Annotated in this window: 22 protein-coding genes and 1 tRNA gene; 7 read left to right on the plus strand and 16 right to left on the minus strand. The window is 64.3% G+C overall.

From position 1 onward, the window contains the following. Window positions 1–50 precede the first annotated feature (50 nt). From NKH52_RS01455 to NKH52_RS01480, 6 genes are all read right to left on the minus strand, one after another. A complete protein-coding gene (locus tag NKH52_RS01455; RefSeq protein WP_352729044.1) occupies window positions 51–887 on the minus strand; it encodes an ATP-binding cassette domain-containing protein in 837 nt (278 codons plus the stop codon). Continuing rightward, window positions 880–1,758, minus strand: coding sequence for an ABC transporter ATP-binding protein (locus NKH52_RS01460; protein ID WP_352729042.1), 879 nt, complete (start codon window positions 1,756–1,758; stop codon window positions 880–882). The genes NKH52_RS01455 and NKH52_RS01460 overlap by 8 nt, the downstream gene beginning before the upstream one ends. After that, the gene (locus NKH52_RS01465) at window positions 1,755–2,603 is read right to left on the minus strand and encodes an ABC transporter permease (protein ID WP_352729040.1); all 849 of its coding nucleotides are present in this window, start codon (window positions 2,601–2,603) and stop codon (window positions 1,755–1,757) included. The genes NKH52_RS01460 and NKH52_RS01465 overlap by 4 nt, the downstream gene beginning before the upstream one ends. Continuing rightward, on the minus strand, window positions 2,596–3,603 hold the full coding sequence (locus NKH52_RS01470) for an ABC transporter permease (protein ID WP_352729038.1): 1,008 nt from the start codon (window positions 3,601–3,603) through the stop codon (window positions 2,596–2,598). Before NKH52_RS01470 ends, NKH52_RS01465 begins: the two co-directional genes overlap by 8 nt. Window positions 3,604–3,821: 218 nt before the next feature. After that, window positions 3,822–5,351, minus strand: a complete 1,530-nt coding sequence (locus tag NKH52_RS01475; protein ID WP_352729036.1) for an ABC transporter substrate-binding protein — start codon at window positions 5,349–5,351, stop codon at window positions 3,822–3,824. 110 nt (window positions 5,352–5,461) lie between these two features. Next, entirely contained in the window at window positions 5,462–7,036 is a 1,575-nt protein-coding gene (locus tag NKH52_RS01480) for a phytoene desaturase family protein (RefSeq protein ID WP_352729034.1), read from the minus strand. 119 nt (window positions 7,037–7,155) lie between these two features. Between NKH52_RS01480 and NKH52_RS01485 the strand changes: the two genes are divergently transcribed. From NKH52_RS01485 to NKH52_RS01505, 5 genes are read left to right on the plus strand one after another with little or no spacing between them, the layout of a single operon-like run. Further along, window positions 7,156–7,947: a cyclase family protein gene (locus NKH52_RS01485; RefSeq protein ID WP_127271588.1), complete on the plus strand. Its 792-nt coding sequence runs from the start codon at window positions 7,156–7,158 to the stop codon at window positions 7,945–7,947. A 15-nt stretch (window positions 7,948–7,962) separates the two neighbouring features. Further along, window positions 7,963–9,534 carry a phytoene desaturase family protein gene (locus NKH52_RS01490; RefSeq protein ID WP_352729032.1) on the plus strand — a complete coding sequence of 524 codons (1,572 nt, stop codon included), beginning with the start codon at window positions 7,963–7,965 and terminating at the stop codon, window positions 9,532–9,534. Next, window positions 9,534–10,016 carry a MarR family winged helix-turn-helix transcriptional regulator gene (locus NKH52_RS01495; RefSeq protein WP_352729030.1) on the plus strand — a complete coding sequence of 161 codons (483 nt, stop codon included), beginning with the start codon at window positions 9,534–9,536 and terminating at the stop codon, window positions 10,014–10,016. Before NKH52_RS01490 ends, NKH52_RS01495 begins: the two co-directional genes overlap by 1 nt. A gap of 43 nt (window positions 10,017–10,059) precedes the next feature. Next, complete coding sequence (locus tag NKH52_RS01500; protein ID WP_352729028.1) at window positions 10,060–12,213, plus strand: thiamine pyrophosphate-dependent enzyme; 2,154 nt, start codon at window positions 10,060–10,062, stop codon at window positions 12,211–12,213. Then, on the plus strand, window positions 12,206–13,786 hold the full coding sequence (locus NKH52_RS01505) for an indolepyruvate oxidoreductase subunit beta family protein (protein WP_352729026.1): 1,581 nt from the start codon (window positions 12,206–12,208) through the stop codon (window positions 13,784–13,786). The genes NKH52_RS01500 and NKH52_RS01505 overlap by 8 nt, the downstream gene beginning before the upstream one ends. Before the next feature lie 5 nt (window positions 13,787–13,791). Here NKH52_RS01505 and NKH52_RS01510 read toward each other — a convergent pair whose 3' ends face one another. From NKH52_RS01510 to NKH52_RS01545, 8 genes are all read right to left on the minus strand, one after another. Then, window positions 13,792–15,528 carry a sulfatase-like hydrolase/transferase gene (locus tag NKH52_RS01510; protein ID WP_352729024.1) on the minus strand — a complete coding sequence of 579 codons (1,737 nt, stop codon included), beginning with the start codon at window positions 15,526–15,528 and terminating at the stop codon, window positions 13,792–13,794. A gap of 161 nt (window positions 15,529–15,689) precedes the next feature. Beyond that, entirely contained in the window at window positions 15,690–15,977 is a 288-nt protein-coding gene (locus NKH52_RS01515) for a GCG_CRPN prefix-to-repeats domain-containing protein (protein ID WP_023811460.1), read from the minus strand. Between the two features lie 112 nt (window positions 15,978–16,089). Next, on the minus strand, window positions 16,090–16,512 hold the full coding sequence (locus NKH52_RS01520; RefSeq protein WP_352729022.1) for a periplasmic heavy metal sensor: 423 nt from the start codon (window positions 16,510–16,512) through the stop codon (window positions 16,090–16,092). A 35-nt stretch (window positions 16,513–16,547) separates the two neighbouring features. Further along, window positions 16,548–16,994, minus strand: a complete 447-nt coding sequence (locus NKH52_RS01525) for a hypothetical protein (RefSeq protein WP_127293951.1) — start codon at window positions 16,992–16,994, stop codon at window positions 16,548–16,550. Window positions 16,995–17,080: 86 nt separating this feature from the next. Continuing rightward, a complete protein-coding gene (locus tag NKH52_RS01530) occupies window positions 17,081–17,623 on the minus strand; it encodes an RNA polymerase sigma factor (protein ID WP_127293953.1) in 543 nt (180 codons plus the stop codon). Between the two features lie 45 nt (window positions 17,624–17,668). Next, window positions 17,669–18,100, minus strand: a complete 432-nt coding sequence (locus tag NKH52_RS01535) for an EF-hand domain-containing protein (RefSeq protein WP_352729019.1) — start codon at window positions 18,098–18,100, stop codon at window positions 17,669–17,671. Between the two features lie 163 nt (window positions 18,101–18,263). Further along, the gene (locus tag NKH52_RS01540; RefSeq protein ID WP_352729017.1) at window positions 18,264–18,452 is read right to left on the minus strand and encodes a YodC family protein; all 189 of its coding nucleotides are present in this window, start codon (window positions 18,450–18,452) and stop codon (window positions 18,264–18,266) included. Between the two features lie 132 nt (window positions 18,453–18,584). Further along, window positions 18,585–18,660 (minus strand) — tRNA-Thr (locus tag NKH52_RS01545). Between the two features lie 330 nt (window positions 18,661–18,990). On the opposite strand from NKH52_RS01545, the gene NKH52_RS01550 reads away from it, so the two are divergent. Continuing rightward, a complete protein-coding gene (locus NKH52_RS01550; protein WP_352729015.1) occupies window positions 18,991–20,130 on the plus strand; it encodes a hypothetical protein in 1,140 nt (379 codons plus the stop codon). A 14-nt stretch (window positions 20,131–20,144) separates the two neighbouring features. Here the strand turns inward: NKH52_RS01550 and NKH52_RS01555 are convergent, their stop codons facing one another. After that, complete coding sequence (locus tag NKH52_RS01555) at window positions 20,145–21,746, minus strand: cisplatin damage response ATP-dependent DNA ligase (RefSeq protein ID WP_352729013.1); 1,602 nt, start codon at window positions 21,744–21,746, stop codon at window positions 20,145–20,147. A gap of 4 nt (window positions 21,747–21,750) precedes the next feature. Beyond that, window positions 21,751–22,761: a ligase-associated DNA damage response exonuclease gene (locus NKH52_RS01560; RefSeq protein ID WP_352729011.1), complete on the minus strand. Its 1,011-nt coding sequence runs from the start codon at window positions 22,759–22,761 to the stop codon at window positions 21,751–21,753. Window positions 22,762–22,867: 106 nt separating this feature from the next. Here NKH52_RS01560 and NKH52_RS01565 point away from each other — a divergent pair, with 106 nt between their 5' ends. Next, window positions 22,868–23,785 (plus strand): class I SAM-dependent DNA methyltransferase, encoded by a 918-nt coding sequence (locus NKH52_RS01565; RefSeq protein WP_352729009.1) that lies wholly within the window; start codon window positions 22,868–22,870, stop codon window positions 23,783–23,785. The last annotated feature ends 345 nt before the right edge of the window (window positions 23,786–24,130 follow it).

The raw sequence follows: 24,130 nt of genomic DNA on the forward strand, positions 1-24,130 counted from the left end.
GGTCTTTGTGGTCGCACGTCCGAGGCCCGCTCTTCGGCGTGCGTATGCATTCATGTCGGCGCCTTGGCGGCGGCAGGAATGTCGAGCCAACTCGCATCGATCTCGGGCAGCGGAATGGCCGCGATGAGATCGCGCGTGTAGGCCTGCTGCGGCTTGTCGAACAAGGCGTCGGTGGCGCTCGCTTCGACGATCACTCCTTCGCGCATGACGATGACTTGCCGGCACAGCCGCCGAATAACAGACAGATCGTGGCTGATGAAAGCGACGGTCAGCCCCATTTCCGCCGCCAGCTTCTCCAGCAGGGTCAGGATCTGCGCCTGGGTCGACACATCCAGCCCGGAGACGATCTCGTCGGCCAGCACGAATTTCGGCGACAGCGCCAGCGCCCGCGCAATGCCAACGCGCTGGCGCTGGCCACCCGACAGTTCGTGCCGATAGCGGCTGGCGAAACTTTGCGGCAGGCCGACACGCTGCAGCGCCTCGGCGACTCGCGCCTTCAGATTGTCGCCAAGGCCGTTCTGTTTCAGCGGCGCGGCGATGATGCTGGCAATGGTGCGGCGCGGGTTGAGCGACGACATCGGATCTTGAAAAATCATCTGCAGATTGCGGCGCAATTGCCGCAGCTCCGCTTCCGGCAGATGGGTGATGTCGCGGCCGTCGAAAGTGATGCTGCCTGCGCTGGGTTCCAGCAGGCGCACCAAAGCGCGGCCGAGCGTTGATTTTCCCGATCCGGATTCGCCGACGATGCCGGTCACCGAGCCCCTGGGCAGGTCGAAGTCCAGGCCCTTCAGGATTTCGGCCAATGGCGCGCGGCCGATCAGCGGCTTGCGCGTCATGTCGGGCAGCGCGACCTTCAGCCCGCGCACGGAGAACAACGGTTCAACCATGCGGCCGCCTCCAGGCTTGGTCGGCGGCAGCGATCTCCGAAGCAAGCCCGGCCAGAACCGCCTCGTCCACCGGCTTCAGCGAGGCGAAAGGATCGGTGTAGCGTGGCGTCGCCGCCATCAGCGCGCGTGTGTAGGGGTGCTGCGGCGCGGCAAACAGTGCTCCGGTCTCGGCCTCCTCCACCACCTTGCCGGCATAGAGCACCGACACCTTCTGGCTGATCTTGGCGACGACGCCGAGATCATGCGTGACGAACAGGATCGCCGTGCCGTGCTCGCGCTGCAATTGCGCGATCAGCCGCAGGATCTGTTTTTGTACGGTCACATCAAGCGCCGTGGTTGGCTCGTCGGCGACGATCAATCGGGGCTCCGCGGCGAAGGCGGCGGCGATCAGCACGCGCTGGCGCATGCCGCCGGAAAGCTCATGCGGATAGCTTTTCAGCACGCGGTCGGGGTCTCGGATCTGCACCTCGTCGAGCAATTGCCGGATGCGGGTATCGGCCCTCTCGCCGCTCCAGCCGAGAATGCGCACCAGCCGGTCGGCCATCTGCGATCCGATGCGGCGTGACGGGTTGAGAGCGGTCAGCGGGTCCTGCGGGATCAGTGCCGTGCGGGCACCGATCAGCGTGCGCCGCGCCTTGGGCTGCAATTTGCCGAGGTCTTCGCCCTCGAGCAGCATGTCGCCCTCGACAATGCGCACACTCGACGGCAGGACGCCGAGCACCGCCTTGCCGATCATCGTCTTGCCGGCGCCGCTTTCGCCGACCAGCGCGCGGACTTCACCGGGCTGGACGGCAAGCGACACCGATCGCAGCACGCGCTGGCCATTCGGCAGCACCGCGCTCAAATCCCGGATGTCGAGACAGGCGCTCATCGCAGCACCGGATCGAAACGCGTCTTCAGCGCCTCGCCGAACTGGCTGAACGACAGCACGGTCAGGATCAGCGTGATCAGCGGGAACACCAGCACCCACCAGGCCTGATGGATCGACAGCCGGCCCTCGGCGATGATGCCGCCCCAGGTCGGGTCGTCGGTCGAGATCGACAGATTGACGAAGGACAGGATCGCCTCGACGATGACGGCGATGCCCATTTCCAGCGACAGCAATGCGACGATCGACGGCACCACATTGGGCAGCACTTCGCGCAGCATGATGCCGATGCGGCCATAGCCGGCGATGCGCGCATTCTCGACATAGTCCATGCGCGACTGGCCCATCGTCTCGGCACGGATCACCCGGCAAAAGCGCGTCCAGTCGATGATGGCAATGGCGAGAATGACGGAGCTTAAGCCCGTGCCGAGCACCGCCACCAGCAATATGGCGAACAGCACCGGCGGAAACGCCATCCAGACATCGACGATGCGCGAGATGATGCGATCGGCCCAACCGCCGAAATAGCCTGATATCAGCCCCAGCGCCGAGCCGACCAGACACGCGGTGATCGCGGCGGCAAAAGCGACGATGAAAGCGATGCGGCCGCCGAAGATCAGCCGGGACAACAGATCCCTGCCGAGGCTGTCGGTGCCGAGCCAGTAGCCGGGCTCGGCGCCATCAATCCAGAACGGCGGTAGCCCTTCGAGCATCAAATCCTGCGCCAGCGGGTCCTGCGGCGCGACCAGCGGCGCGAAGATTGCCGCCAGAAGCGCCAGCAGCAGCCAGCCGCCGGCCAGCCACAAACGCGGAGAGATACCACGCCTTGGAGCACGGCTCTCATCCATGGCGTAGCCTCGGATTGAGCAGGGCGTACATCATGTCGACGCTGAGGTTGATCAGCACGAACAGCAGCGCGAAGACCAGCACGATGCCCTGGATCAGCGGCAGATCGCGGTTGATGACGGCATCGATCGCCATATTGCCGAGGCCCTCATAGGAAAACAGCCGTTCGACGATGACCGTGCCGCCGATGAGAAAGGTGAACTGCACGCCGACCAGCGTCAGCGTCGGCAGGGCGGCGTTCTTCAGCGCTTCGCGCAGGATGACCTGCGTTTCCGAAAACCCCTTCACCCGCGCCAGCACGACATAGTCGAGGTCGAGAACTTCCTTCAGCGACTGTTTCAGCAGCTGCGAGATGATTGCTGCCAGCGGCAGCGCCAGCGCCACGGCCGGCATCAGCATGTGCTTCAGGAGATCCCAGGTGAGGTCGAGGCGCAGGCGCAACAGGCTCTCGAACAGATAGAACTGGGTGACGAAGGGCAGGTCCAGTTGTGGCGACACCCGGCCGGAAATGTCGAAGATCGGCACCAGCACGCCGAACAGCAGGATCAGCACCAGGCCCCACAGGAAATCGGGAATGGAGAGCGCGGCACCACTGGCGATGTCGATGCCGGCCTCGACCGCCGTGCCGCGTTCGCGCGCGCCGATGATCGCCGTCGTGCCGCCGAGCGTTACCGCCATGATGAGCGCGACAATGGCAAGTTCCAGCGTCGCCGGCAGCCGGTTGAAGACAAGGCCGAGTACGCCTTGCCTGAGCGAAATCGAAGTGCCGAAATCGCCGGTGGCCACGCCGGAAAGCCAGATGAAGAATTGCTGGACGATGGTCTTGTCGAGCCCATAGAGCGCGCGCAGCCGGGCGATGTCGGCATCCGTCGCGCCCGGTGGCAGCATCATGGCAATCGGATCGCCGGGCGCGACGCGGATCACGACAAAGACGACGACGGCCACGCCGAACAGCGTGATCAGCATCGTCAGCAGACGGATCAGGAATCTTTGCAGGAGCATTCTGGCGTAGGCCTAATGCATTTCGGTGATTGATGGAACGAACAGCCCCTCATCCGGCCGCTTCGCGGCCACCTTCTCCCCGAGCGGAGAAGGGTCGCTGACGGCTGAGCCAGTCTCTTCTCCCCAGCGGGGAGAAGGTGGCCCGAAGGGCCGGATGAGGGGGCCTGCGTCGTTAAAGAAGACACGCCGTCTCGCGGCAGCGTGCCCTCCCATATTGGTCAGGCCGGGGTCATCAGAGCCGGCAGCAGCGCGCCGGACACATGCTGCACCACTTTGACGCCCTTGGCATGCACGATCGGCTGCGCATACTGCATCAGCGGCAGCACATAGGCCTGCTCGGCGATGTATTTGTCGACCGCCTTCCAGCCGGCGATGCGCTTGGCCTCGTCCTTTTCGCCCCACAGCGGATTGATCATGTCGATCAAATCCTGGCTGTCCCACACCGAATGCGGGCTCGGGCCGTACATGGCAAAGCCGGTCGAGGTGGTCGGATCGCCGATAGCATTACCCCAATTGTAGAAGGCCGCCGGCGCCAGCTTGTCGGCGGCGCGCAGTTCGTAGTGCTTGGCGATCTCGTAGACTTCGATCGTCGCCTCGATGCCAACCTTGCGCCACATGCCGACGATCGCCTGGATCATCTCATAGTCCTTGGGCTTGAAGCCCTTGGTCGTCTGGATGGTGAACTTGACCGGCTTTTCCGGCGAATAGCCGGAAGCGGCCAGCAATTCCTTGGCCTTTTCCGGATTGTGCTCGACCTTGATCGACGCGTCGTAGGATGCGTATTCCGGCGTTTCCAGCGTATCGATCGGCTGGCCGTAGCCGCGCAGCAGGCGATCGACCAGCAGCTTCTTGTCGACGGCCATCACGGCGGCCTGGCGGACGTTCTTGTCCAGCATTGCCTCGATGTCGTTGAAGAAGATCATGCCGATGTCGGAGACGTTCTTGCACGAGCCTGCCAGCCCGTCCTTGGCGATCAGCCGGTCGTATTCCTCATAGGGGATTTCCAGCGTCACCTGCGAGGAGCCGGATTCGATCTCCGCGACGCGGCTTGCCGCGTCGGCCACGAACTTGATCGTCACATTTTCGAAGGCCGGCTTGCCGCCCCAATAGTTCGGGTTGGCCTTGAGCCGCAGGAAGGCGTTGCGCTCGAATTTTTCGACCATATAGGGCCCGGTGCCGATCGGCGCCTTCTCGAAGCCTTCGGCGCCGACCTTCTCGTAATAGGTCTTCGGCAGGATGTAGCCGGTCAGGAACGACATCCATTTGAAATACACCGGGTCGAACTGCACGACGTCGCCGGTGATCTTGTTGCCGTCGATCTTGAAGTTGTTGACGTTCTTCCAGACGAACTGGATCGGGTTGCCGGTCTTTTCGTCACCCGCCCGCTGCAGCGACCAGACGACGTCCTCGGCCGTGAACGGCGAGCCGTCATGCCAGGTCACGCCTTCGCGCACCGTCATCATGATCTTGGTGCGGTCGTCGTTCCAGCCCCATTCGGAGAGCAGGCCCGGCGCGAAGGACAAATCGGGCTTCTGCGGGATGAACTGGTCGAATACCGATTGGTAGAGACCCTGGATGGTCGGGTTGACGGCCGAAGGTCCAGTGGTCGGATCCCAGGACGGCAGGTTGACATTGTAGGCGATGGTCAGTTCGCCGGCAGCCGCCTTAGCGATCGGCGGCAGGCCGATGGCGGCCACCCCGAGTGCCGCGGCGCCGTATCCCAGCAATTCACGTCTGTTGATTGTCATGGTCATTCCCCTTGTTGGTTTTGTTTCTGCGCGGCGTCTTCAGGTCATTGGTTCAGGCTTCTCGGGCAGCAGCGCCTTGCCCCTCGCAGCCTCAAGGAAATCCTCGGCTCCTACCTCCCGCCAAGCTGTTGTGCGAGCATGAAGCCTGACGCCGCACCGGTGCCGGCGCCCGGCCATGTCGCGGCCCCGGTGAGGTGCAGATTGGCCACCGGCGTGTTCCATCCGGCATAGCCACGCGCCGGCCGGAACAAAAAGTTCTGCGCCAGATGATGGCTGCCGCAGACCTGGTCGCCACCGACGAGGTTCGGATTCTCGCGCTCGAGATCGATGGGTGAGAACACGGCCCGGCCGAGAATCTGGTTTCGCAGGCCGGGCGCGTAGGTCTCGATGATGTCGAGGACGCGGTCGGCGTAGACCTCCTTGACCTTGTCCCAATGCGCCGGCGCGATCTTGCCGGCGGCATCGCCCAGGATTTCGGCGGGCAGCATGCGCACCTGCACCCACAGCACATGCTTTCCCTGAGGCGCCCGCGACGGGTCGATCGCCGTCGGCTGGCCGACGACCAGCACCGGCTCGTCCGGCAGCATGCCTGCCATCGCCTGCTGATAGGTGCGCGACATGGCGTCGAGCGACGGCGACAGATGCACATAGGCGAACTGCCGAAGCTCCGCTCCGGCACGCCAGTCCGGCAATTCCTCGAGCGCCAGATGGATCATCATCGTGCCTGGTGCGTGGCGGAATTTTTGCATCGCCGTGTCGAAACCGGCGTCACCCGAACCATTGGGCAGCAATCTGCTGGTCAGCGCCGTCGGCGCGACGCCGGCAATGACCGCTTTGGCGGCGGTATGCGTCTCGCCCGAAGCGAGCCGCACGCCAGTCGCCTTGCCGGCGGAAATGGTGATCTCGGCCACTTCGGCATCGGTGGCGATCTTGCCGCCGGCTGAGGTGACCATGCCCGACAGCGCCTTAATGATGGTGTCGGCGCCGCCTTTGCCCAGCACCATGCCGAAACTCTGGTTGGCCATCGATTCCAGATAGGGGAATACAGCGCCGCCGGCGATGTCCGGCGCGAAATCGAGATGCATGCCCCAGGTGGCCAGCGTTGCCCTGATATGCGGCGACTCGAAATTCTCCTCCAGCCAGGCGCGGGGCGAGGACAACAGTAGGCGGCCCGTATCGAGCGCCCCAGACATGCCCTTCTTGCGCCACAGGTTCCACGCCGTGCCGACAAGCGCGCTGGCGCTCATCGGCGATCCCAGCAGCCGGAACAGGTGTTCGGCCTCAGCCGGGAAGGCGGCAACCAGCCTGCGCCATGTCTGGGCGTCGGCGGCGGAGAAGGCGGCGATGCGCGCGGCGGTCTTTTCCAGATCGTTGCTGACGCCGAACCACCGTCCGTCGGGGAATGCGCTGGCGAAACAGTCGGCGACCGGGGCGAACTCCAGCCCCTGCGCTTTCAATTCATTTGCATATTTCCGGTGGAAGGCCGAGCCGGCGAAGAGGCTCAGATTCATCGCGCCGAAATCGTGGCGGAAGCCTAGAAGGGTGAATTCGCGCGTCTGGACGGCCCCGCCGATCGCTGCACTGCGCTCGAAAATCCCGGTTTTCCAGCCTTTGAGCGCCAAATGCGCGGCGCATGCCAGACTGTTGTGGCCGGCCCCGACAAAGATGGCGTCGAACTCGCTCACGCCTCGTCCCCCATTTCCTTTATGCTTAAAGATAATTGCAGATGCATATGTTTTCGTCTAGTAGGATATTAAGGGCCAGACGAGCCTTGATCATCACACGAAAGAGGGAACTTCAGACCATGGACACCCAAAAACTCCTCGGCGAAGTCGCCGGCCAGCTTCTTTCAGGCGCCATCAAGGTGGTCGACCTGTCGGCGCCGCTCGGGCCGGACACGCCATTGATCAAGCTGCCGCCGGAACTCGCCGTCGACACGCCGAAGGTCGAGATCCACAACATCTCCCGTTACGACAAGAACGGCCCGTGGTGGGCCTGGAACTGGCTGAAGCTCGGCGAGCATTCCGGCACGCATTTCGATGCGCCGCAGCACTGGATCAGCGGCAAGGATTATCCGGACGGTGCCACCGACACCATTCCGGCGCAGAATTTCGTCGGCCCGGTCAATGTCATCGACTGTTCGAAGGAAGCCGCCGCCGACCCCGATTTCCTGCTCACCGTCGACCACATCAAGGCATGGGAAGCCGAGCATGGCGCGATCAATGCCGGCGAATGGGTGGTGATGCGCACCGACTGGTACAAGCGCAACGGCTCGGAAGCCGAGTTCCTCAACGCCAACGAGACCGGCCCGCACACGCCCGGCCCGACGGCCGAAGCCATCCAGTTCCTGATCAGCAAGGACATCAAGGGCTGGGGCTCGGAGACGATCGGAACCGACGCCGGCAAGGCCGGTGGCATGGAACCGCCATTCCCGGCGCACACGCTGATGCACAAGGCCAACCGCTACGGTCTTGCCAGCCTCTGCAACCTCGACCAGCTGCCGCCGAAGGGCGCTATCCTGATCGCGGCGCCGCTGAAGATCGAACACGGCACCGGCAGCCCGATCCGCGCGCTGGCGCTGGTGTCGAAGGGCTAAGCGAAAGCGTTTGCCGTGACCCAGCCGGATCACATCATCGTCGGCAGCGGCATCAACGCGCTGGTCTGCGCGGCGATGCTCGGCGGCAAAGGGGCGCGTGTGCTCGTCCTGGAGCGCAACGACCGCATTGGCGGTTGCATGCGCACCGAGGAGATCACCGCGCCCGGCTTCATCCATGATGTGATGGCGACGACCTTCGTGCTGTTCATCACCTCGCCGGCCTTTGCGGCGCTGGGCGCCGACCTTGCACGGCACGGGCTGGAGTTCTGCCACACGGGCACGCCGACCGGCGTGCTCCGGCCGGATGGCAGCCATGCCGTGCTCAGCACCGACCGTGCCGCCAACGTCGCCGCCCTCAATGCAATCGCGGCAGGCGACGGTGACCGGCACGCGGATGATGTCGGCGGCATCGAGCGCAATGCCGGCCTGCTGTTCGGCTTGCTCGGCGGCAGCCTGTGGTCCTATCCGACCGCCAAGCTGCTGGCCGGCGATGGCTGGCGGCGCGGCCCGCGCGGTCTTGCCGCCTTTCTCGGCGAGGCACTGGTGCCGGCGCGCGGCTGGCTCGAAAGCACCTACCAGTCCGAAACCATCCGTGCACTGTGGGCACCCTGGGTACTGCATGCCGGGCTCGGCCCGGAGGATGCTTTCTCCGGCCAGATCGCCAAGGTCATCGCCTTCGCGCTTGAGGCGGCGGGCGCGCCGATCGTCAAGGGCGGGGCAAAAAACCTGCTGGCGGCCTTCGAGGCTTTGATCCGGGAACGCGGCGGCGACATCCGCACCGGCGCCGATGTCGCTTCGATCGTTCAAAGCAATGGCCGGGCAACTGGCGTGCGGCTGGCCTCGGGCGAGACAATCACGGCCAACAAGGGCGTCATCTGCTCGGTCACGCCAACGCAGCTCTACGGCAGGCTGCTTGGCGCGGATGCACCCAAAGCCGATGTCGAGGCGACGCAAAAGTACCGCTACGGCAAAGGCAATTTCCAGATCCACTACGCCTTGGACAAACCGCCCGCATGGCGCGGCGAAGGCCTGGACAAGGTGGCGCTGCTGCACCTGACGCCGGGACTGGATGGCGTCTCGAAAGCCTGCAACGAGGCGGCGCGTGGCATGCTGCCGGAAGTGCCGACCATCTGTGTCGGCCAGCCGCATGCGCTCGACCCGTCGCGCTGTCCTGAAGGCAAGGCGATCCTGTGGCTGCAATTGCCCGAGGCACCTCGGCACATCAAGGGCGACGCCGCCGGCAAGCTGCAGGCACCGGCGGACGGGCAATGGACCGACGCTTTGCGGGAAGCCTATGCCGATCGCGCCGAGGCCATCCTCGCCGGCCACATCGACGGCTTCAAGGACAGCATCATCGCACGCCGTGCCTATTCGCCGGCCGATCTTGAAGCGATGAACATCAATCTGGTCGGCGGCGACCCCTATGGCGGTTCGTCGACCCTCGACCAGTCATTCCTGTGGCGGCCGTTCAAGACCAGCCGCAACCACCAGACCGGCATCAAGAACCTCTACCATATCGGCGCCTCGACCCATCCGGGCGCGGGCCTTGGCGGCGGCTCCGGCTTCCTCCTGGCGGGGAGGCTGTGATGGAACAGAAGCTCGCGGAAAAGCGCCAGCGCATTTCGACCCTGGGGCAGATCGGCCTGCAGCAATTCGCGCCCTATCTGATGAACCGCATCATGGGCCGCTATAACGCCACCTTGCGCGACGATTTCCGCAAGCAGGGCCTGACCATTCCGCAGGTGCGCACGCTGGCCGTGCTGTCGGTCACCGACGGCATCACCGTCAACGACCTCTCGGTCTATACGGTCATCGAGCAGTCGACCTTGAGCCGGACGCTCGACTCGCTGGAGGGCCAAGGCCTCGTGCGGCGTGAGCAGGGCGTCACAGACAGCCGCATCCGCCATGTGTTCCTGACCGATGAGGGCCGCGCCGAGTTCACCCGCGCCTGGCCGGCCATGCATGACGCGTTCGAGGCGATGTTCGACGATATCGACGACGCCGAATACGCAGCGCTCATCGCCACGCTTTTGAAGATGCTCAAGAACATTCGCAAGCACGACATCTAAACCTACGCGCCGCCGATCCCGGGCGGTAACGGAAGGAGAAAAAATGGCCGAACGGTCTTTTGCCAAGGAAGTCGAAAAGCTTCGGCTGGGTGCCGGCGAGGAATTTGCCGGCGAAGGCATCCTCGCCATCACCAAGGCGCTGCTGCAATGCGGCGTCGGCTATGTCGGCGGCTATCAGGGCGCTCCGATCAGTCACCTGATGGACGTGCTGGCCGACGCACAGGACATTCTGGGCGAACTCGGCGTGCACTTCGAAGCCAGCGCTTCCGAAGCCACCGCCACCGCCATGCTGGCCGCCTCGGTGCATTACCCGATCCGCGGTGCGGCGACCTTCAAGTCGACGGTCGGCACCAATGTCGCCTCCGACGCGTTGGCCAACCTCGCCTCCGGCGGCGTCACCGGCGGCGCGCTGATCATCGTCGGCGAGGATTATGGCGAGGGCTCCTCGATCATGCAGGAACGCAGCCATGCCTTCGCCATGAAAAGCCAGGTCTGGCTGCTCGACCCGCGCCCCAACCTGCCGTCGATCGTCAAGGCGGTGGAGGATGGTTTCGAACTGTCCGAGATTTCCAACACGCCGGTCATGCTGCAGGTGCGTATCCGTTGCTGCCACGTCCACGGCCATTTCATCGCCAAGGACAACAAGCGGCCGCCTATGACGGTCGCCGATGCGCTAGACGCACCGCGCCGCGACACCGGCCGCATCGTTTTGCCGCCTGCTTCCTTCCTGCATGAGAAGGAGAAGGTGCAGAAGCGCTGGCCGGCGGCGGTCGATTTCATCCGCAAGAACAAGATCAACGAATTCTTCGGCTCGGATCATGGCTCGGTCGGCATCGTCATGCAGGGCGGCATGTACAATTCGGTCATCCGCGCGCTGCAGCGGCTCGGCCTCGCCGACATTTATGGCGACACCGATGTGCCGCTCTATGTGCTCAACGCCGTCTATCCGCTGATCGATGACGAGTTCCTGTCGTTCTGCGAGGGCAAGCAGTCGGTGCTGGTCGTCGAGGAGGGCCAGCCCAACTATATCGAGCAGGCCTTCGCTTCGATGCTGCACAAGGCCGGTCGCGGCACCAGGCTGGTCGGCAAGGAACATCTGCCGATGGCCGGCGAATATACCGGCCAGGTCATGCTGGACGGCATCGGCGCCTTCCTGCGCGCCGAGGCGCCGCATCTGCTGCCTGGCGAAGTGCGTGCCCCCAACAAGGTCGGCGACGGCGTCGACACCGCTGACCTGATCAATGTCGTGCCGGGCCGTCCGCCGGGCTTCTGCATCGGCTGCCCGGAACGGCCGATCTTTGCCGCGACAAAACTGGTCGAGCAGGAACTCGGCAAGCATCACATCGCCTCCGACATCGGTTGCCACCTCTTCTCGATCATGCCGCCCTTCGAACTCGGCGCCACCACCATGGGCTACGGGCTGGGGCCGGCCTCGGCCTCGGCGTTCAATTCGCCGGATGCCAAGCGCCGCTCCATCTCCTTCGTCGGCGATGGCGGCTTCTGGCACAACGGCCTGACCTCCTCGATTGGCAACGCGGTGTTCAACAAGAATGACGGGGTCATCGTCATCGTCGACAATTTCTATTCGGCCGCCACCGGCGGGCAGGACATTCTCTCGTCTCGCGCCGGCAACAAGACCAAGTCGACCAAGCATCCGATCACCGAGGCGGTGAAAGGCATGGGCGTCAAATGGCTGCGCCATGTCGACCGCACCTATGATGTGACCAAGATGCAGGACACGCTGCGTGAGGCGCTGACGACGGAAGAGAAAGGGCCGAAGGTCATTGTCGCCTCGTCCGAATGCATGCTCAACCGGCAGCGCCGCGAAAAGCCATTGGTCGACAAGGCGATCAAGGGTGGCGAGCGTGTGGTGAAACCGAAGTTCGGCGTCGATGAGGACATCTGCACCGGCGACCATGCCTGCATGCGGCTGTCCGGCTGTCCCTCGCTGTCGGTGAAGTCGCTCGACGATCCGCTGCGCGACGATCCGGTCGCGCATATCGACCAGAGCTGCGTCGGCTGCGGCAATTGCGGCGAGGTCGCCGATGCGGCGGTGCTGTGCCCATCGTTCTACCGCGCCGACGTCGTGCACAATCCGAGCCGCTGGGATCGCTTCCTGGAAGCCGCGCGCCGTGCCACCATCAGCCTGTTGCAGCGCCACCGCGAAAGCCGGCGCCTGACTTTCGCCGATGCTTGACGCCGTCCCCCCACTTCGCGCCCGCGCCGGCGCTCAGGATAGCGAGCGCGTCATCAAGCTCGCCGTGCTGGCGGTCGGCGGCCAGGGCGGGGGCGTGCTCGCCGACTGGATCACCGATGTCGCCGAGCGCAACGGCTATGTCGCGCAATCGACCTCGGTCGCCGGCGTCGCCCAGCGTACCGGCGCCACCATTTACTATGTGGAGATGGCCCGCGACACCGGCCGGCTGCCGGTCTTCGCGCTGTCGCCGTCGCAGGGCGACGTCGACATCCTGATTGCCGCCGAATTGATGGAAGCCGGCCGTGCCATCATTCGCGGCTTCGTCACGCCCGACCGCACGACGCTGATCGCCTCCTCGCACCGCATCGCCGCCGTGTCGGAAAAAATCGAACCAGGCGATGGCCGGGCTTCGTCCTCCAAGGTGCATGCGACGGCGGAAGCCGCATCGAAGCGCTTCATCGCTTTCGACATGGAAAAGATCGCCGCCGACAATGGTTCGATGATCTCGGCCAGCCTGCTTGGCGCGCTGGCGGGGTCCGATGCGCTGCCCTTCACCCGCGAGAGCTACGAACAGGCGATCGGTGCCGGCGGCCGGGGCGTCAAGGCCAGCCTCGCTGCCTTCGGCGCTGCGTTTGACCGCGCGCGCGGCACGGCGGCACCGGCGCCGAAGCCGGCAGAGCCCGCGATAGTCGAATCTGCACTGGGCACAGGACAGGTGAGTGGCCCGCAAAACCTGCTGCAGGGCTGGCAGACCTTGGCTGCCCGCATCGGCCTGTTGCCGGTGGCCGTACGCGACATGGCGCTTCGGGGCTTGAGAAAGGTCGTCGACTATCAGGACATCGCCTACGGGCGCGAGTATCTCGACCGGCTGGACGAGGCCGTCGCGTTGGACGGGCCGGATCGCGGCTATGGCCTGTCGATCGCTGCCGCCAAGCATCTGGCCAACGCGCTATGCTACGACGATATGATCCGCGTCGCCGATCTCAAGACGCGCTCGACGCGCGGCAAACGCGTGCGCCGCGAGGTCGGCGTCAAGGACGGCTCGATCCTGCAGGTGACCGAGTATTTCCACCCGCGCATCGAGGAGTTCTGCGGCACGCTGCCGGCGGGTCTGGGCAGCTACATCGAGGACCGGCCGAAGCTCGCCGCCTTTCTTGATCGCCGCATCAACCATGGCCGCCGCATCCGCACCGACAGTTTTGCCGGCTTTGCCGCTCTGTGGTTCATCGGCGGCCTGCGCCGCTGGCGCCGTAGTCTGCTGCGCCACAAAGTCGAGATCGCGCACCTCGATCGCTGGTACGCGCTGGCTCTCGACCATGTGCCCCAGGATTACGCACTGGCCGTCGAGATCCTCAACTGCCGCCGGCTGATCAAGGGCTACAGCGACACTCATGTCCGGGCACAGTCGAAATTCGACCGGGTGCTGTCGGCGCTCGACCTGGTCAAGGGCCGCACGGATGCCGCCGACTGGATCCGCCGCCTGCGCGAGATGGCGCTGAAGGACGAGAAGGGCGACATGCTGGATGGCGCGCTGAAGACGGTGGCGACGCTGGGACCGGATAAAATCGACTGAAATATCTAGCGGGCGTCTACCGATTGGACCGGCAACAGCCCACGCAACGGCACCGCCTCCGGGAACAGATGCAACAGGCCTGAATCGACGCGCCGGCGCAGATGCGCATCGACCTCCGCACGATCCTTGCAGCCATGGAACCTGCCGCCGCAATGGTCGCGCAGGCGCACGAGATCGGCCATGACAGGCGACATCGGCAGGCCGGCGGCGTCGAGCAGGCTTGCGCTGAGGAAGCCGACGTCGAGCGGCGCCAGGTCAGGCATCGGATGGCGCAAAGGATGGTTGAAGGTGGTGAGCGTGTAGAAGGTGCGGTAGGCAAGCGAGCCAGGGGTCGCCAAGGCGTCGTCCCCGGCGATCGCGTCGACGAACGGCTTGGTCGCCGACGACTGGTGATCGCCGAACTCGAGCACCACGGCGCCGCGTTCACCGGCATCCGCTTCCCTCTTGTCGAGGAAATGCTGGAAATCGCCGCGCGCTACCGCCATCCGGCGCAGATACTCATTGGCCTGGAAATCGCCCGAGAAAGGCTCGCCCTCGACCTTCAACTCGGGCTCCATCCGCCCCTCATAGGGGGAGTGCGGAAACATGGTCTGGATTTCGAGGAACAGCGGCCGGCCGTCTTCCTTGAGGTGCCTGGCGATGAATGCTTCGGCCGCCTGGTAATAAAAGATATCGCGCAGGTGGTAGAAGGGCGCGGCGATGTCCTTGATGTCGAGCACGGTCTCGAAACCGATCGATTTCAGGAACGGCCCTTCATTGACGAACGAAAAGTCCATCGGCGTCATCACGACAGTTCGATAGCCGCAGCGCGCCAGCACCTCCGGCAGGGCGCCGGCGACCTTGTCCTGCAGGGTGATGGTCAGATAGGGGCTTCGCCAGCCGAAATCGGTGGCCGACAGGCCGGTCATCAGCGACAGATTGGTGATCCAGGTGCCGCCGCCAAATGTCTCGACCTGCATCGGATGCGGCGTGCCGGCTTTGGGTGCGAATCTCTGCAGGAATCCCGCGCCATTGCCGACCTGCGGAAAATAGCCGGGATCGGATTGGCTTTCGCTGAGCACGAAAAAGACGTCGGGAAGGTTCGAGCGGTCACCGCAATCGACGGCATCGGCAAAAGGCGGCTGCGGCGCGACGGCTTGCAGCCGCTTTTCGAAGCCCGATTCAACAACGAGGTTGTGCAAATCCAGCAGCGAGACGAAGAAGGCCGACATGTGCCGGCCCTGCATGTAGTAGAAATAGCGGTCCTTCGAGGCCTCGGCCGGAAAGGTCAGCGGCACCAGAACGACGAGCGCCGCCATGACCAGGACGCGTGCCGACACCGGCCAGCCGATTTTTCGATCGATCCGGAACAGAAGGATCGCAGCCCCGATGCCGAGCACCAGGGCAACAACGACTGGCGCGATCAGATGGAGGTAGGAGCCGAGCAGGAAGCTGTACACTTCCGGATCCCTCGACACGAAGACCGTGTCGTAGAAGTGCAGCGAAAACCCCTTCATCCTGAATTTGATCGCTGACACCACTGTGATGAAAGCGATGCCCATCCAGGCGAGATAGACGGAAAAGACAAGGCGCCCCGAAGCCAGGAAGAGAAGTCCGGCAAGGGCAGCCACCAGCGCCAGCGAGAACGGCACCGACAGCCATTCGTGCTCGGCCCGTCCGGCGGCGAAGACACCGGCTAGGCTGACCACGACCAGCGTCAGCGGATGACAGAGCACCCGCCCAAGGATTTGAAGCTGAGCCACAGATTTTCCCATGAATATGCCTGAGCATAGTTTCGGGAAACTCTTCGATTATTTGCGGGCTGAGAACAAATCTATAGTGAATTTAACCTTAATTCCGGGGATCGCGCTGTCCGCAACGGCGGGACCAGGTTTCACAAGCGCCTGGCCCTACCGTGCTTCGATCAGTAGTGGTGCCAGCGATGCCAGCGATGGTGCGGATGCCAGACGTGGACCGGAGCGTGCCAGTAGTGGTAGCGCGGGCGCACGATGACGACGCCGCTCGGCACGCAACGTCCCCATCTGTTCGGATGCCAGCCGATGCCGCAGCCCCAGCGGACATGCTCGACCGATGCCTGGGCGGCCGGCTGGGCAACGGACACGATGGGCATTGCGCTGGACGCGGTGGCTGTCACGACCGTTCCGCTGAGGGCCAGCATAGCGGCTGCTGCGTAGTTTTTCAGGCGACTCATAATTGGACTCCGAGTGCTTTCGAGTTTGAAGATGGCCGCCCTGCATGGTGCGATCGGGTAGGCTTGTCCCTTCGCATCGTTAAACGGCGTCTCCGGACTTTTCCGTCGGTCGTCATGGCGATTTTTTCGGCGCAACGGCGGCGCGGCGTTCCATATGGCGCAGCAATGCCTGTGCCAGCACGCTCCGGTTTTCGTGTGACGTGTTCGCCGCGAAGTCGACAATGGCCTGTTCAAGCCGGCTGCGCACCGTCACATCGGCATTGCGTGCCCGCTCCAGCGCGGCGGACAAGGCGGCCTTGTCCATGACAGGCTGCTGCAACAGGTCCGCTGCCTCCTGCCTCGCCTGCTGGCCATCGAGAATGATCTGCCGGGACTCCACGCGAACCTGGCGCAGCGCCAGGCGGAACGCCTTGCGGTCCTGGTTGGGAAGCTGTCGGCCAGCCGATTCCAGCGAGACACCCGCGCCCGCTTTGGCATTTCTCAGCCAGACCGCACCGCTGGCAAATGCGCCTGCAAGAAAGACGTTCAGCACCACGGAAGCAATGACCAGACCACGGATCCAGCGCGGGCTCATAGGCTTTCCTCACCGTTCTCGGCATCCGGGCCGGCATCGCCAAACGCCGTCACATTGGCATCCAGCACATAATGGTCCGGCTGGACCTCCGGCGTCACGATGGTCACCAGGGCCAGTCCTGCCACGGCACCGGCCAGACCAATGCCGGCAAGTCCAAGTCCCAGCCACCAGAACCACTGACGCCGGCGCTGGACGAGGTGCCGGCCGGCAGCCTGCAGAATGCTGCTGTGCAGTGCCTTGTCCGGGGCGTCGACGCGGTAGCTGTCGAGCAGCGCGTCAAGTGTCCCGGCCTGCCTCAAGATGGCCTTGCCCGCGCCGCTCGCGGCAAAGGCCGTGCCGGCCATTCGCTCAGCCTCGGGCCATCGCCGCAAGTCGCCGCCATAGGCCTGGGCCAAGGCGGCGAAGCGCCTGGCATCCATTTCGTTTCTGGACCCTTCAGCCATGTGTCTCCTCCTTGCCCGTCGGCGCCGAGCGCCAGGCGGCACCAGCAAGGCGCAATGGCCGTAGTGCGTTGGTGCTTGCCCGGTGCTTACTCATCGGCGCCATCCCCCGTCAGGATCGCCTGCAGCGACCGCCGGCCGCGCGCAAGCAGGCTCTCCAGGGCATCGACGCTGATCTGCAAGGTCGCTGCCGCCTCGATATTGGACATCTCCTGATAGTAGACCAGAACGATCGCTTCGCGCTGGCGCGGCGCTATGGCTTGCAGTGCCCGTTCGACCCGAAGCGCGTCCTCTTGGCGAGGGGCGTCGGGAAGTGCCGTAGGGTCGACCACGTCCGGCAGGTCGCCGGTCACCCACTCGCGCCTGCGACGCAGCCGGTCGTAGCAAAGGTTGAGCGTCACCCGGTGGATCCAGCTGTCGAAGCGCGCATTGCCGCGCCGCCAGCTCGCGGCATGGCGCCAGATCCGCACGAAGGTTTCCTGGGCGACATCCTCGGCCTCCGCCGCATCGCCGAGCATGCGCACGGCAAGCGCCAGGATACGCGGCAGCTTGCGCGCGACGAGCGTTTGCACGGCTGCGGGCTCGCCGGCGCCAACACGGCGAACCAGCTCCTCGTCCGGATCCGCAGCCATCAGTCGGCGCACTCCCGATGTTCATCGCGCGTCATTGCCTCTTGGTCATTGTTCCTGCTTGGGAGCGGTTTTGTGGCCCGGCAGTTCGTCGGCCGTTAAAATGCCGTCGGCATTCTTGTCCAGCCGGGCGAAGCGCTTGGCGAAGAATGCATCGAGTTCGGCGCGATCGATGAAGTCGTCATGGTTGGAATCGATCCGCGCGAAGGATTTGGCGGCGTCGCCCTTGGCGTTGCGCTTCGTCTGAAAGGCCTCCCATTCCAGCAGGCTGATCTTGCCGTCGCCGTCGGTATCGGCCGCCATGATCGCCTTCTCGCGCCGCTTCTGGAATTTGGCCAGCGTGATGTCGGACCTGGTCCCCGAAGCGCCTGGCGCGGCAAGTGGCGCGGCCGTTGGCGGTGCAGGCGGCGTCGCTGCCTGGGCGAAAGCCGCAACGGTCTGCAAACTCAAGGCAACGACTGATATCGAACGACTGATCATGTTGTGCGTCTCCAGGTTGGCGCGACGCAGACGGCTTGTGCCGCAATCGCGCTTCAACCGTTAAACGCCGCGACCCGGAAAATCCGTCGGTCGCACGTGCTGATCCGTTCATGCCCGGACAACAGAGGGTGCCCATCCCGACCTGATCGGGTTGGAAGAAACTCTAGTCCGACTGGTCGGCCGCAATCAGTTGTTCGGGCTTGAACCCGGCATGTTGCGGGGTCCACACCTCGCCCTCGCGATTGAACCAGTGGCACAGATACATGCCCGAGGCTGCGCCATCGCTGACCGTCATCCTGGGGCCTCCGGATTTCAGCCTGACGACGTCTCCGGTCTTGAAATTGTTGGGCATTTTTTGACCTCCCATGCTGAGGCCATGAGTTTCACACCAAACCGGGGTCTCGACAATGGCAGATCTGCCAGGCCGGCGCCGCAATCCTTTGCACCAGATGCGAAGGGGTAGACGACGAAACGGAGAGGGAAATGGTGCCGCTTGCGTGACTCGAACACGCGACCCCCGCATTACGAATGCGGTGCTCTACCAACTGAGCTAAAGCGGCCCGGGAAGCCAAGGCCTCCAAGATGCGGCGGTGATAGACGCAACCGGGCGCGAATTCAAGATGCGACTTGGCAATTCATGCGGCGGCGTCATGGCACCTCCGAAAGCCGACCGCCGCCTTGTCCGCCGATCAATCGCCAAGGGATGCTGCACACGGTGCGTGCGCTCCCTGCGCGTGAAAATCGGCCAAACATGCTGATTTTGTTGCCGGAACAGCGCCGGAATGGACTTTGCACACCTCTGCGAGGCAGAATACGCCGCTCGCCCGTTGATTGATTGGTCGCCTGCGGCTAACGATCACGGCAAGGTTGGCAAAGACAGAGGGACCTGCTTGGACGCGATCGAAAAAGCGATCCGGAACGCCTTGGAGAAAGGCAATGCCGAGGACCGCGCGTTCCGCGAGAGAGTCTATCGCTCGGCTTTTGCCGCGCTCGATCGCGCGCTCCAGGCCAATCCCGGTGTGACCGTCGAGGTCGCCATCAAGCGCCGCAAGGCAATCCAGGCGAAAATCACCGAAATCGAATCCGAGTTCCTGCCGGCGGTGCCGGATGTCGGCCAGCAGGGCGATGCACCGGCGGTCGAACTCGGAGCGGACTCGGCGCCCGCGGTCGAAACCGGCCGAGAGGCATCGTCCCCGGATGTCGTCGTCGACGGACCCGTGCAATCCGCTGCCGATGCGCCGCGCTCGCGCGTTCTGCCCGTCGTTCCCGACATCATGCCGGACGCCACGCTTCCCGATGCTCCGGCCATCGACATGTCGGTTCCGGCCTCGGCCGGCGCGACGACGGAAGTGGCGCCCGACCGCGATGAACGGCGCATAAGGGGGCGTCGCCTGCCGCTGACCGCCATCTTCCTGACCGTGACACTGCTCGCCGCGGTTGGCATCGGCCTGTTCTTCGCCGTGCAGACCGGCGTGTTCAAGACATCCGCGCAACTCGACACCGCCCCGCCGCAGGCACCGCCGACCGTCGAGGACGACGATTTCACACCGGCCGACGGCGGTCCGGCAAAACCCGGCGCCGCGGACCAGGCGCGCGACTGGATCAATGTGTTTTCGCCGGCCGATGCATCCCATGTCAGCGCGCCGTCTGACGCCAGGGCCGAGGTGATGAAGGACGATACCGGTTCGTTCCTGCGCATCCGTTCCGGCGCGTCCGGTTCGGCGATCAGCTTCGACGTCGGACAAGGCGTGCTGGAGAAACTGGCCGGCAAACATGCCGTGTTCGACATCATCGCCCGCTCCGAGGAAGGCAAGGAGACGCAGATTTCGGTCGACTGCAATTTCGGCGAACTCGGCGATTGCGGCCGCAAGCGCTATGCGGTCGGCCAGCAGCAGAACGAATATCTGTTCGATGTGCAGTTTCCGGACAAGCGTCCGGGCTCGGCCGGCACCATTGCCATCAATTCCGACTTCGACAAGCAGGGTAAGGCCGCGGACATCTACGAAATCCGCGTTTCGGTCGAGCCGTAAGAGCGCTGAACGGTCTAGCGGTCGAGCAGCGCCTGCAGCGTCTCGATGCGGTCGGCCTCGTTGGCCGGCTTGTCCCAGCGCAGCCGCGAAATGCGGGGAAAGCGCATGGCGACGCCGGATTTGTGCCGGGTCGAGCGGTTGAGCCCTTCGAAGGCGACTTCCAGCACCAGGCCGTTGTCGCGGTCGGCCCGCACCGAGCGCACCGGGCCGAAACGCTCGATCGTGTTGTCGCGGACATATTTGTCGATCTGCTTCAGCTCCTCGTCGGTGAAGCCGAAATAGGCCTTGCCGACCGGCACCAGTTCCTCTTCGCCTTCGGCACCTGTCCAGACACCGAACGTATAGTCGGAATAGAAGCTCGAACGTTTGCCATGGCCGCGCTGGGCATACATCAGCACCGCGTCCACTGTGTGCGGATCGCGTTTCCATTTGAACCACGGGCCTTTCGGGCGGCCGGCGACATAGGCTGAGTCCCAGCGCTTCAGCATGACGCCTTCGATAATCGGATGGGGTGGCACCCGGCGCAGCTCCTCCAGCGTTTGCCAATCCGTGAAGTCGACGAATGGCGAAAGATCGAAACGGCTCGGATCGAGCGTCCCGACAAAGCTTTCCAGCCGGCCGCGCCGCTCGCGAAACGGCAGCGCGCGCAAATCCTCGTCGCCGACCTGGAGCAGATCGTAGCAGCGCATGAAGGCCGGGTATTGCTGCTGCATCTTCGGTGTCACGGTCTTGCGGTTAAGCCGTTGCTGCAGGTCCGAGAAGGTTCCTGTCGCCTGTCGGGGATCGCCGACCAGCAACTCGCCGTCCAGCGTTGCGGAAAAATGCATGGCCTCGGCAAGATCCGGAAAAGCACCGGAGACATCGTCGCCGGTGCGCGAATAAAGCCGGCGGATGCCGCCCTCGGCCACCGCCTGGACACGGATGCCGTCCCATTTCCATTCGGCGGCATAATCGGCCGGATCGAGCTTTTCGAGATCGCCGTCACTGACCGGGTTCGACAGCATCACCGGTCGAAACAATGCCAACGCCGTGTTCCTGGGTTTTTCGGCCTTGCCTTCCAGCCACGCGAACAGCGCTGTGTAAGGCGGCGACAGCCCGTGCCAGAGCTCTTCGATCTCGGCGATGTCGACCTTGCCGAAATCCGCCAGCGCCTGTTTGGCCAGCCGCGCCGACACGCCGATGCGCAGCCCGCCGGTGACCAGCTTGATGATGGCAAAGCGCGCCGAGATGCCGGCACTGTCGAGCAGCCCGGCCAGTACCTTGGGCCCGTCGGAGCGGCTTGCCGCCTGCAGTTTTGCCACGACCTCGTCAAGCGTCGGCTCGCGGTTCGCGATATTTCCGGGCGTTTGCGGCCAGACCAGCGACACCGTTTCGGCGAGATCGCCGACATAGTCGTAGGAATAGCCGAACAGCACCGGATCCATGCGTTCGGTGACCAGCATGCGCAGCATCGCCGGCTTGACCGCGGCGATGTGGAGATCGCCGGTGATGGCCGCCAGCGCCAGGCCGCGATCGGGATCCTCCACGGTGCGGAAATAGTCGGTCAGCAAGGTCAGCTTGCCGTTGCGCGAGGGCGTCAGCACCAGGCGGTCGAGAAGCTCGGCGAAGCGGTTCATGGCATCAATCGCCCTCGTCCTCGTATCCCACCAGATGCAGCGGCCGGGCGGCGATGCCTTCGAGTTCGCACCAGCGCACCAGCGCTTCCTCGCGGCCATGCGTCACCCAGATCTCTTCGGCTCCGGTCTCCTTGATGGTGGCGGTCAACTCATCCCAGTCGGCATGGTCCGAGATGATCAGCGGCAGTTCGACGCCGCCTTGCTTGGCGCGCTGGCGAATGCGCATCCAGCCCGACGCGAAGCACGAGATCGGATCGGGGAAACGCCGCGCCCAGCGGTCGGCGAAGGCCGATGGCGGGCCGACGACGATGGCGCCGGTAAAATCATCCTTGCCCCCGCTTTCGACGGTTGCCGGCTCCAGTTGCCCAAGGTCTATGCCTTGGCTCTGGTAATATTCACTGAGCTTGGCCAGCGCGCCATGGATGTAGAGCGGCCTGTCGTAGCCGGCGTCGCGCAACAGCCGCATCACCCGTTGCGCCTTGCCTAGCGCATAGGCGCCCACCAGATGCGAGCGCTCGGGGAACTGAGCTGCCGATTTCAGCAGGCGGGCGATTTCTTCTGTGTCGGGCGGATGGCGAAACACCGGCAGGCCGAAGGTCGCTTCGGTGATGAACACATCGCACGGGATCGGCTCGAATGGCGCGCAGGTCGCGTCTCTCTGCCGCTTGTAGTCGCCGGAAGCGACGATGCGCGTGCCCTGATGCTCGACCAATATCTGCGCCGAGCCCAGCACATGGCCGGCTGGATGGAAGCTGACGCTGATGCCATTGAGTGCAATCGTCTCGCCGAGCTGTGCCGCTTGCGTCGTGCCAGCGAAATTCTCGCCGTAGCGCAGGCCCATAATGTCGAGCGTCTGCCGCGTCGCCAGCACCGAGCGGTGGCCGGAACGTGCGTGATCGGAATGGCCATGCGTGATCAGTGCCCGATCGACCGGCCGCACCGGATCGATGAAGAAATCGCCCGGCGGGCAATAGAGGCCCTCGGGCCGGGGATGAAGCAGGTCGCTGGCGCGCATGATCCCCAAGATAGGATATAATTCCGCGGCGGGAAGCCTGTTGTAACTCACTGCTGACTCCCGCATAGAGCACCGCCGGCTCGATCCGCCGGCAGGACCCACCGCCATGAAACCGCTTCAGGCCTCGTCCGGCGACTTGAACGCCGATCGTCGCGCCGACTATGCCGAGATGCTGCACGCGGATGGCGATCATGCGGCAGCGGCGGAATTGCTGCTCGGCGCGCTGGAAATGACACCGCAATGGGCCATGGGCTGGTTTCGCCTCGGCGAGATGCAGCAGGCGGCGGGCGCGGCGGATCTGGCTGCACAGGCCTGGACGATGTCGCTGCAGCTCGATCCATCGGATCGTCAAGGCGCTGCACTGAACCTGCAATTGATCGGCAAGGCGCCGGCGCTCGACGCGCTCCCCAGCGCCTTCGTCGAGACACTGTTCGACCATTATGCCGAGAGCTTCGACGAGTCCCTGGTCGGCAGGCTGGGGTACCGGCTGCCTGAGATGCTCGACCAGGCCATTCGAGCGGCAAGGCCGGGCCGCTTCGCGCTGGCGCTCGATCTCGGCTGCGGCACCGGCCTGACGGGACAGAGGCTGCGGCCGATCGCCGACCGGCTGGAGGGATATGACATTTCGGCCAGGATGCTGAGAAAGGCGCGGGCCAAGGGCGTCTACGATTTCCTCGATAAGGCCGATCTGCGGGATTTTGTTCATGCCGGTCCGAAAGCCGATCTGGTGACGGCGGCCGATGTTTTCATCTATGTCGGCGCGTTGGGCGGCGTGGTGAAGACGATTGCCGGGCTGCTGGCCACGGATGGCCTGTTCGCATTTTCCGTGGAGACGCTGGCTGGCGACGGCGATTTCATGCTGCTGCCGTCGCGCCGCTACGCGCATGCGCAACACTATGTGCGCGACGTCCTGGCTGCCAACGGGCTTTCGGTCCTCTCACTGGAACCAACCGTGATCCGGCAGGATCGCGGGGAACACGTCAACGGGCTGGTCGTTGTGGCCGGGGCTCCGAACTCAGCCTAGCAAAGACCTGACGACAGCCAGTTCGGCGGTGTCCGCCGTTTTGCCGGGCAGCGCGATAGGAATTTTTTCTTGACATCCTGCCCTCAGCTATGGTACATTTTCGCCCATGGTGCTGATTTGTGCCAGTCACCCGCCGCACAGGCGGGTTTTTCGTTTGATGCTCCGTCAGCCACGCGCCGGCCAAGGCTCCGAAGGAACCCGTTGCCCCGAACTCGTCGCCCTGTCGTTGTGGCAGGCAAGCTGCCGGCGAAGGGGTCTATCGCCACCTCGCAAACATTCTTGCTGTGAAAAAGTCCGATTTGCATGCGCGACTGATATTTGCGATCTGCTCGCATCAGGGTGGGA

The organism is Mesorhizobium sp. M1066 (assembly GCF_040318635.1).
Lineage (GTDB): Bacteria > Pseudomonadota > Alphaproteobacteria > Rhizobiales > Rhizobiaceae > Mesorhizobium.

Excerpts from the sequence above, each read along its gene's own strand:
- NKH52_RS01540 (WP_352729017.1), bottom strand. The coding sequence starts at position 18,452 with ATGCCCAACAATTTCAAGACCGGAGACGTCGTCAGGCTGAAATCCGGA.
- NKH52_RS01525 (WP_127293951.1), bottom strand. The coding sequence starts at position 16,994 with ATGGCTGAAGGGTCCAGAAACGAAATGGATGCCAGGCGCTTCGCCGCC.
- NKH52_RS01505 (WP_352729026.1), top strand. The coding sequence starts at position 12,206 with ATGCTTGACGCCGTCCCCCCACTTCGCGCCCGCGCCGGCGCTCAGGAT.
- NKH52_RS01530 (WP_127293953.1), bottom strand. The coding sequence starts at position 17,623 with ATGGCTGCGGATCCGGACGAGGAGCTGGTTCGCCGTGTTGGCGCCGGC.
- NKH52_RS01470 (WP_352729038.1), bottom strand. The coding sequence starts at position 3,603 with ATGCTCCTGCAAAGATTCCTGATCCGTCTGCTGACGATGCTGATCACG.
- NKH52_RS01455 (WP_352729044.1), bottom strand. The coding sequence starts at position 887 with ATGGTTGAACCGTTGTTCTCCGTGCGCGGGCTGAAGGTCGCGCTGCCC.
- NKH52_RS01485 (WP_127271588.1), top strand. The coding sequence starts at position 7,156 with ATGGACACCCAAAAACTCCTCGGCGAAGTCGCCGGCCAGCTTCTTTCA.
- NKH52_RS01535 (WP_352729019.1), bottom strand. The coding sequence starts at position 18,100 with ATGATCAGTCGTTCGATATCAGTCGTTGCCTTGAGTTTGCAGACCGTT.
- NKH52_RS01495 (WP_352729030.1), top strand. The coding sequence starts at position 9,534 with ATGGAACAGAAGCTCGCGGAAAAGCGCCAGCGCATTTCGACCCTGGGG.
- NKH52_RS01460 (WP_352729042.1), bottom strand. The coding sequence starts at position 1,758 with ATGAGCGCCTGTCTCGACATCCGGGATTTGAGCGCGGTGCTGCCGAAT.
- NKH52_RS01565 (WP_352729009.1), top strand. The coding sequence starts at position 22,868 with ATGAAACCGCTTCAGGCCTCGTCCGGCGACTTGAACGCCGATCGTCGC.
- NKH52_RS01475 (WP_352729036.1), bottom strand. The coding sequence starts at position 5,351 with ATGACAATCAACAGACGTGAATTGCTGGGATACGGCGCCGCGGCACTC.
- NKH52_RS01560 (WP_352729011.1), bottom strand. The coding sequence starts at position 22,761 with ATGCGCGCCAGCGACCTGCTTCATCCCCGGCCCGAGGGCCTCTATTGC.
- NKH52_RS01465 (WP_352729040.1), bottom strand. The coding sequence starts at position 2,603 with ATGGATGAGAGCCGTGCTCCAAGGCGTGGTATCTCTCCGCGTTTGTGG.
- NKH52_RS01515 (WP_023811460.1), bottom strand. The coding sequence starts at position 15,977 with ATGAGTCGCCTGAAAAACTACGCAGCAGCCGCTATGCTGGCCCTCAGC.
- NKH52_RS01500 (WP_352729028.1), top strand. The coding sequence starts at position 10,060 with ATGGCCGAACGGTCTTTTGCCAAGGAAGTCGAAAAGCTTCGGCTGGGT.
- NKH52_RS01555 (WP_352729013.1), bottom strand. The coding sequence starts at position 21,746 with ATGAACCGCTTCGCCGAGCTTCTCGACCGCCTGGTGCTGACGCCCTCG.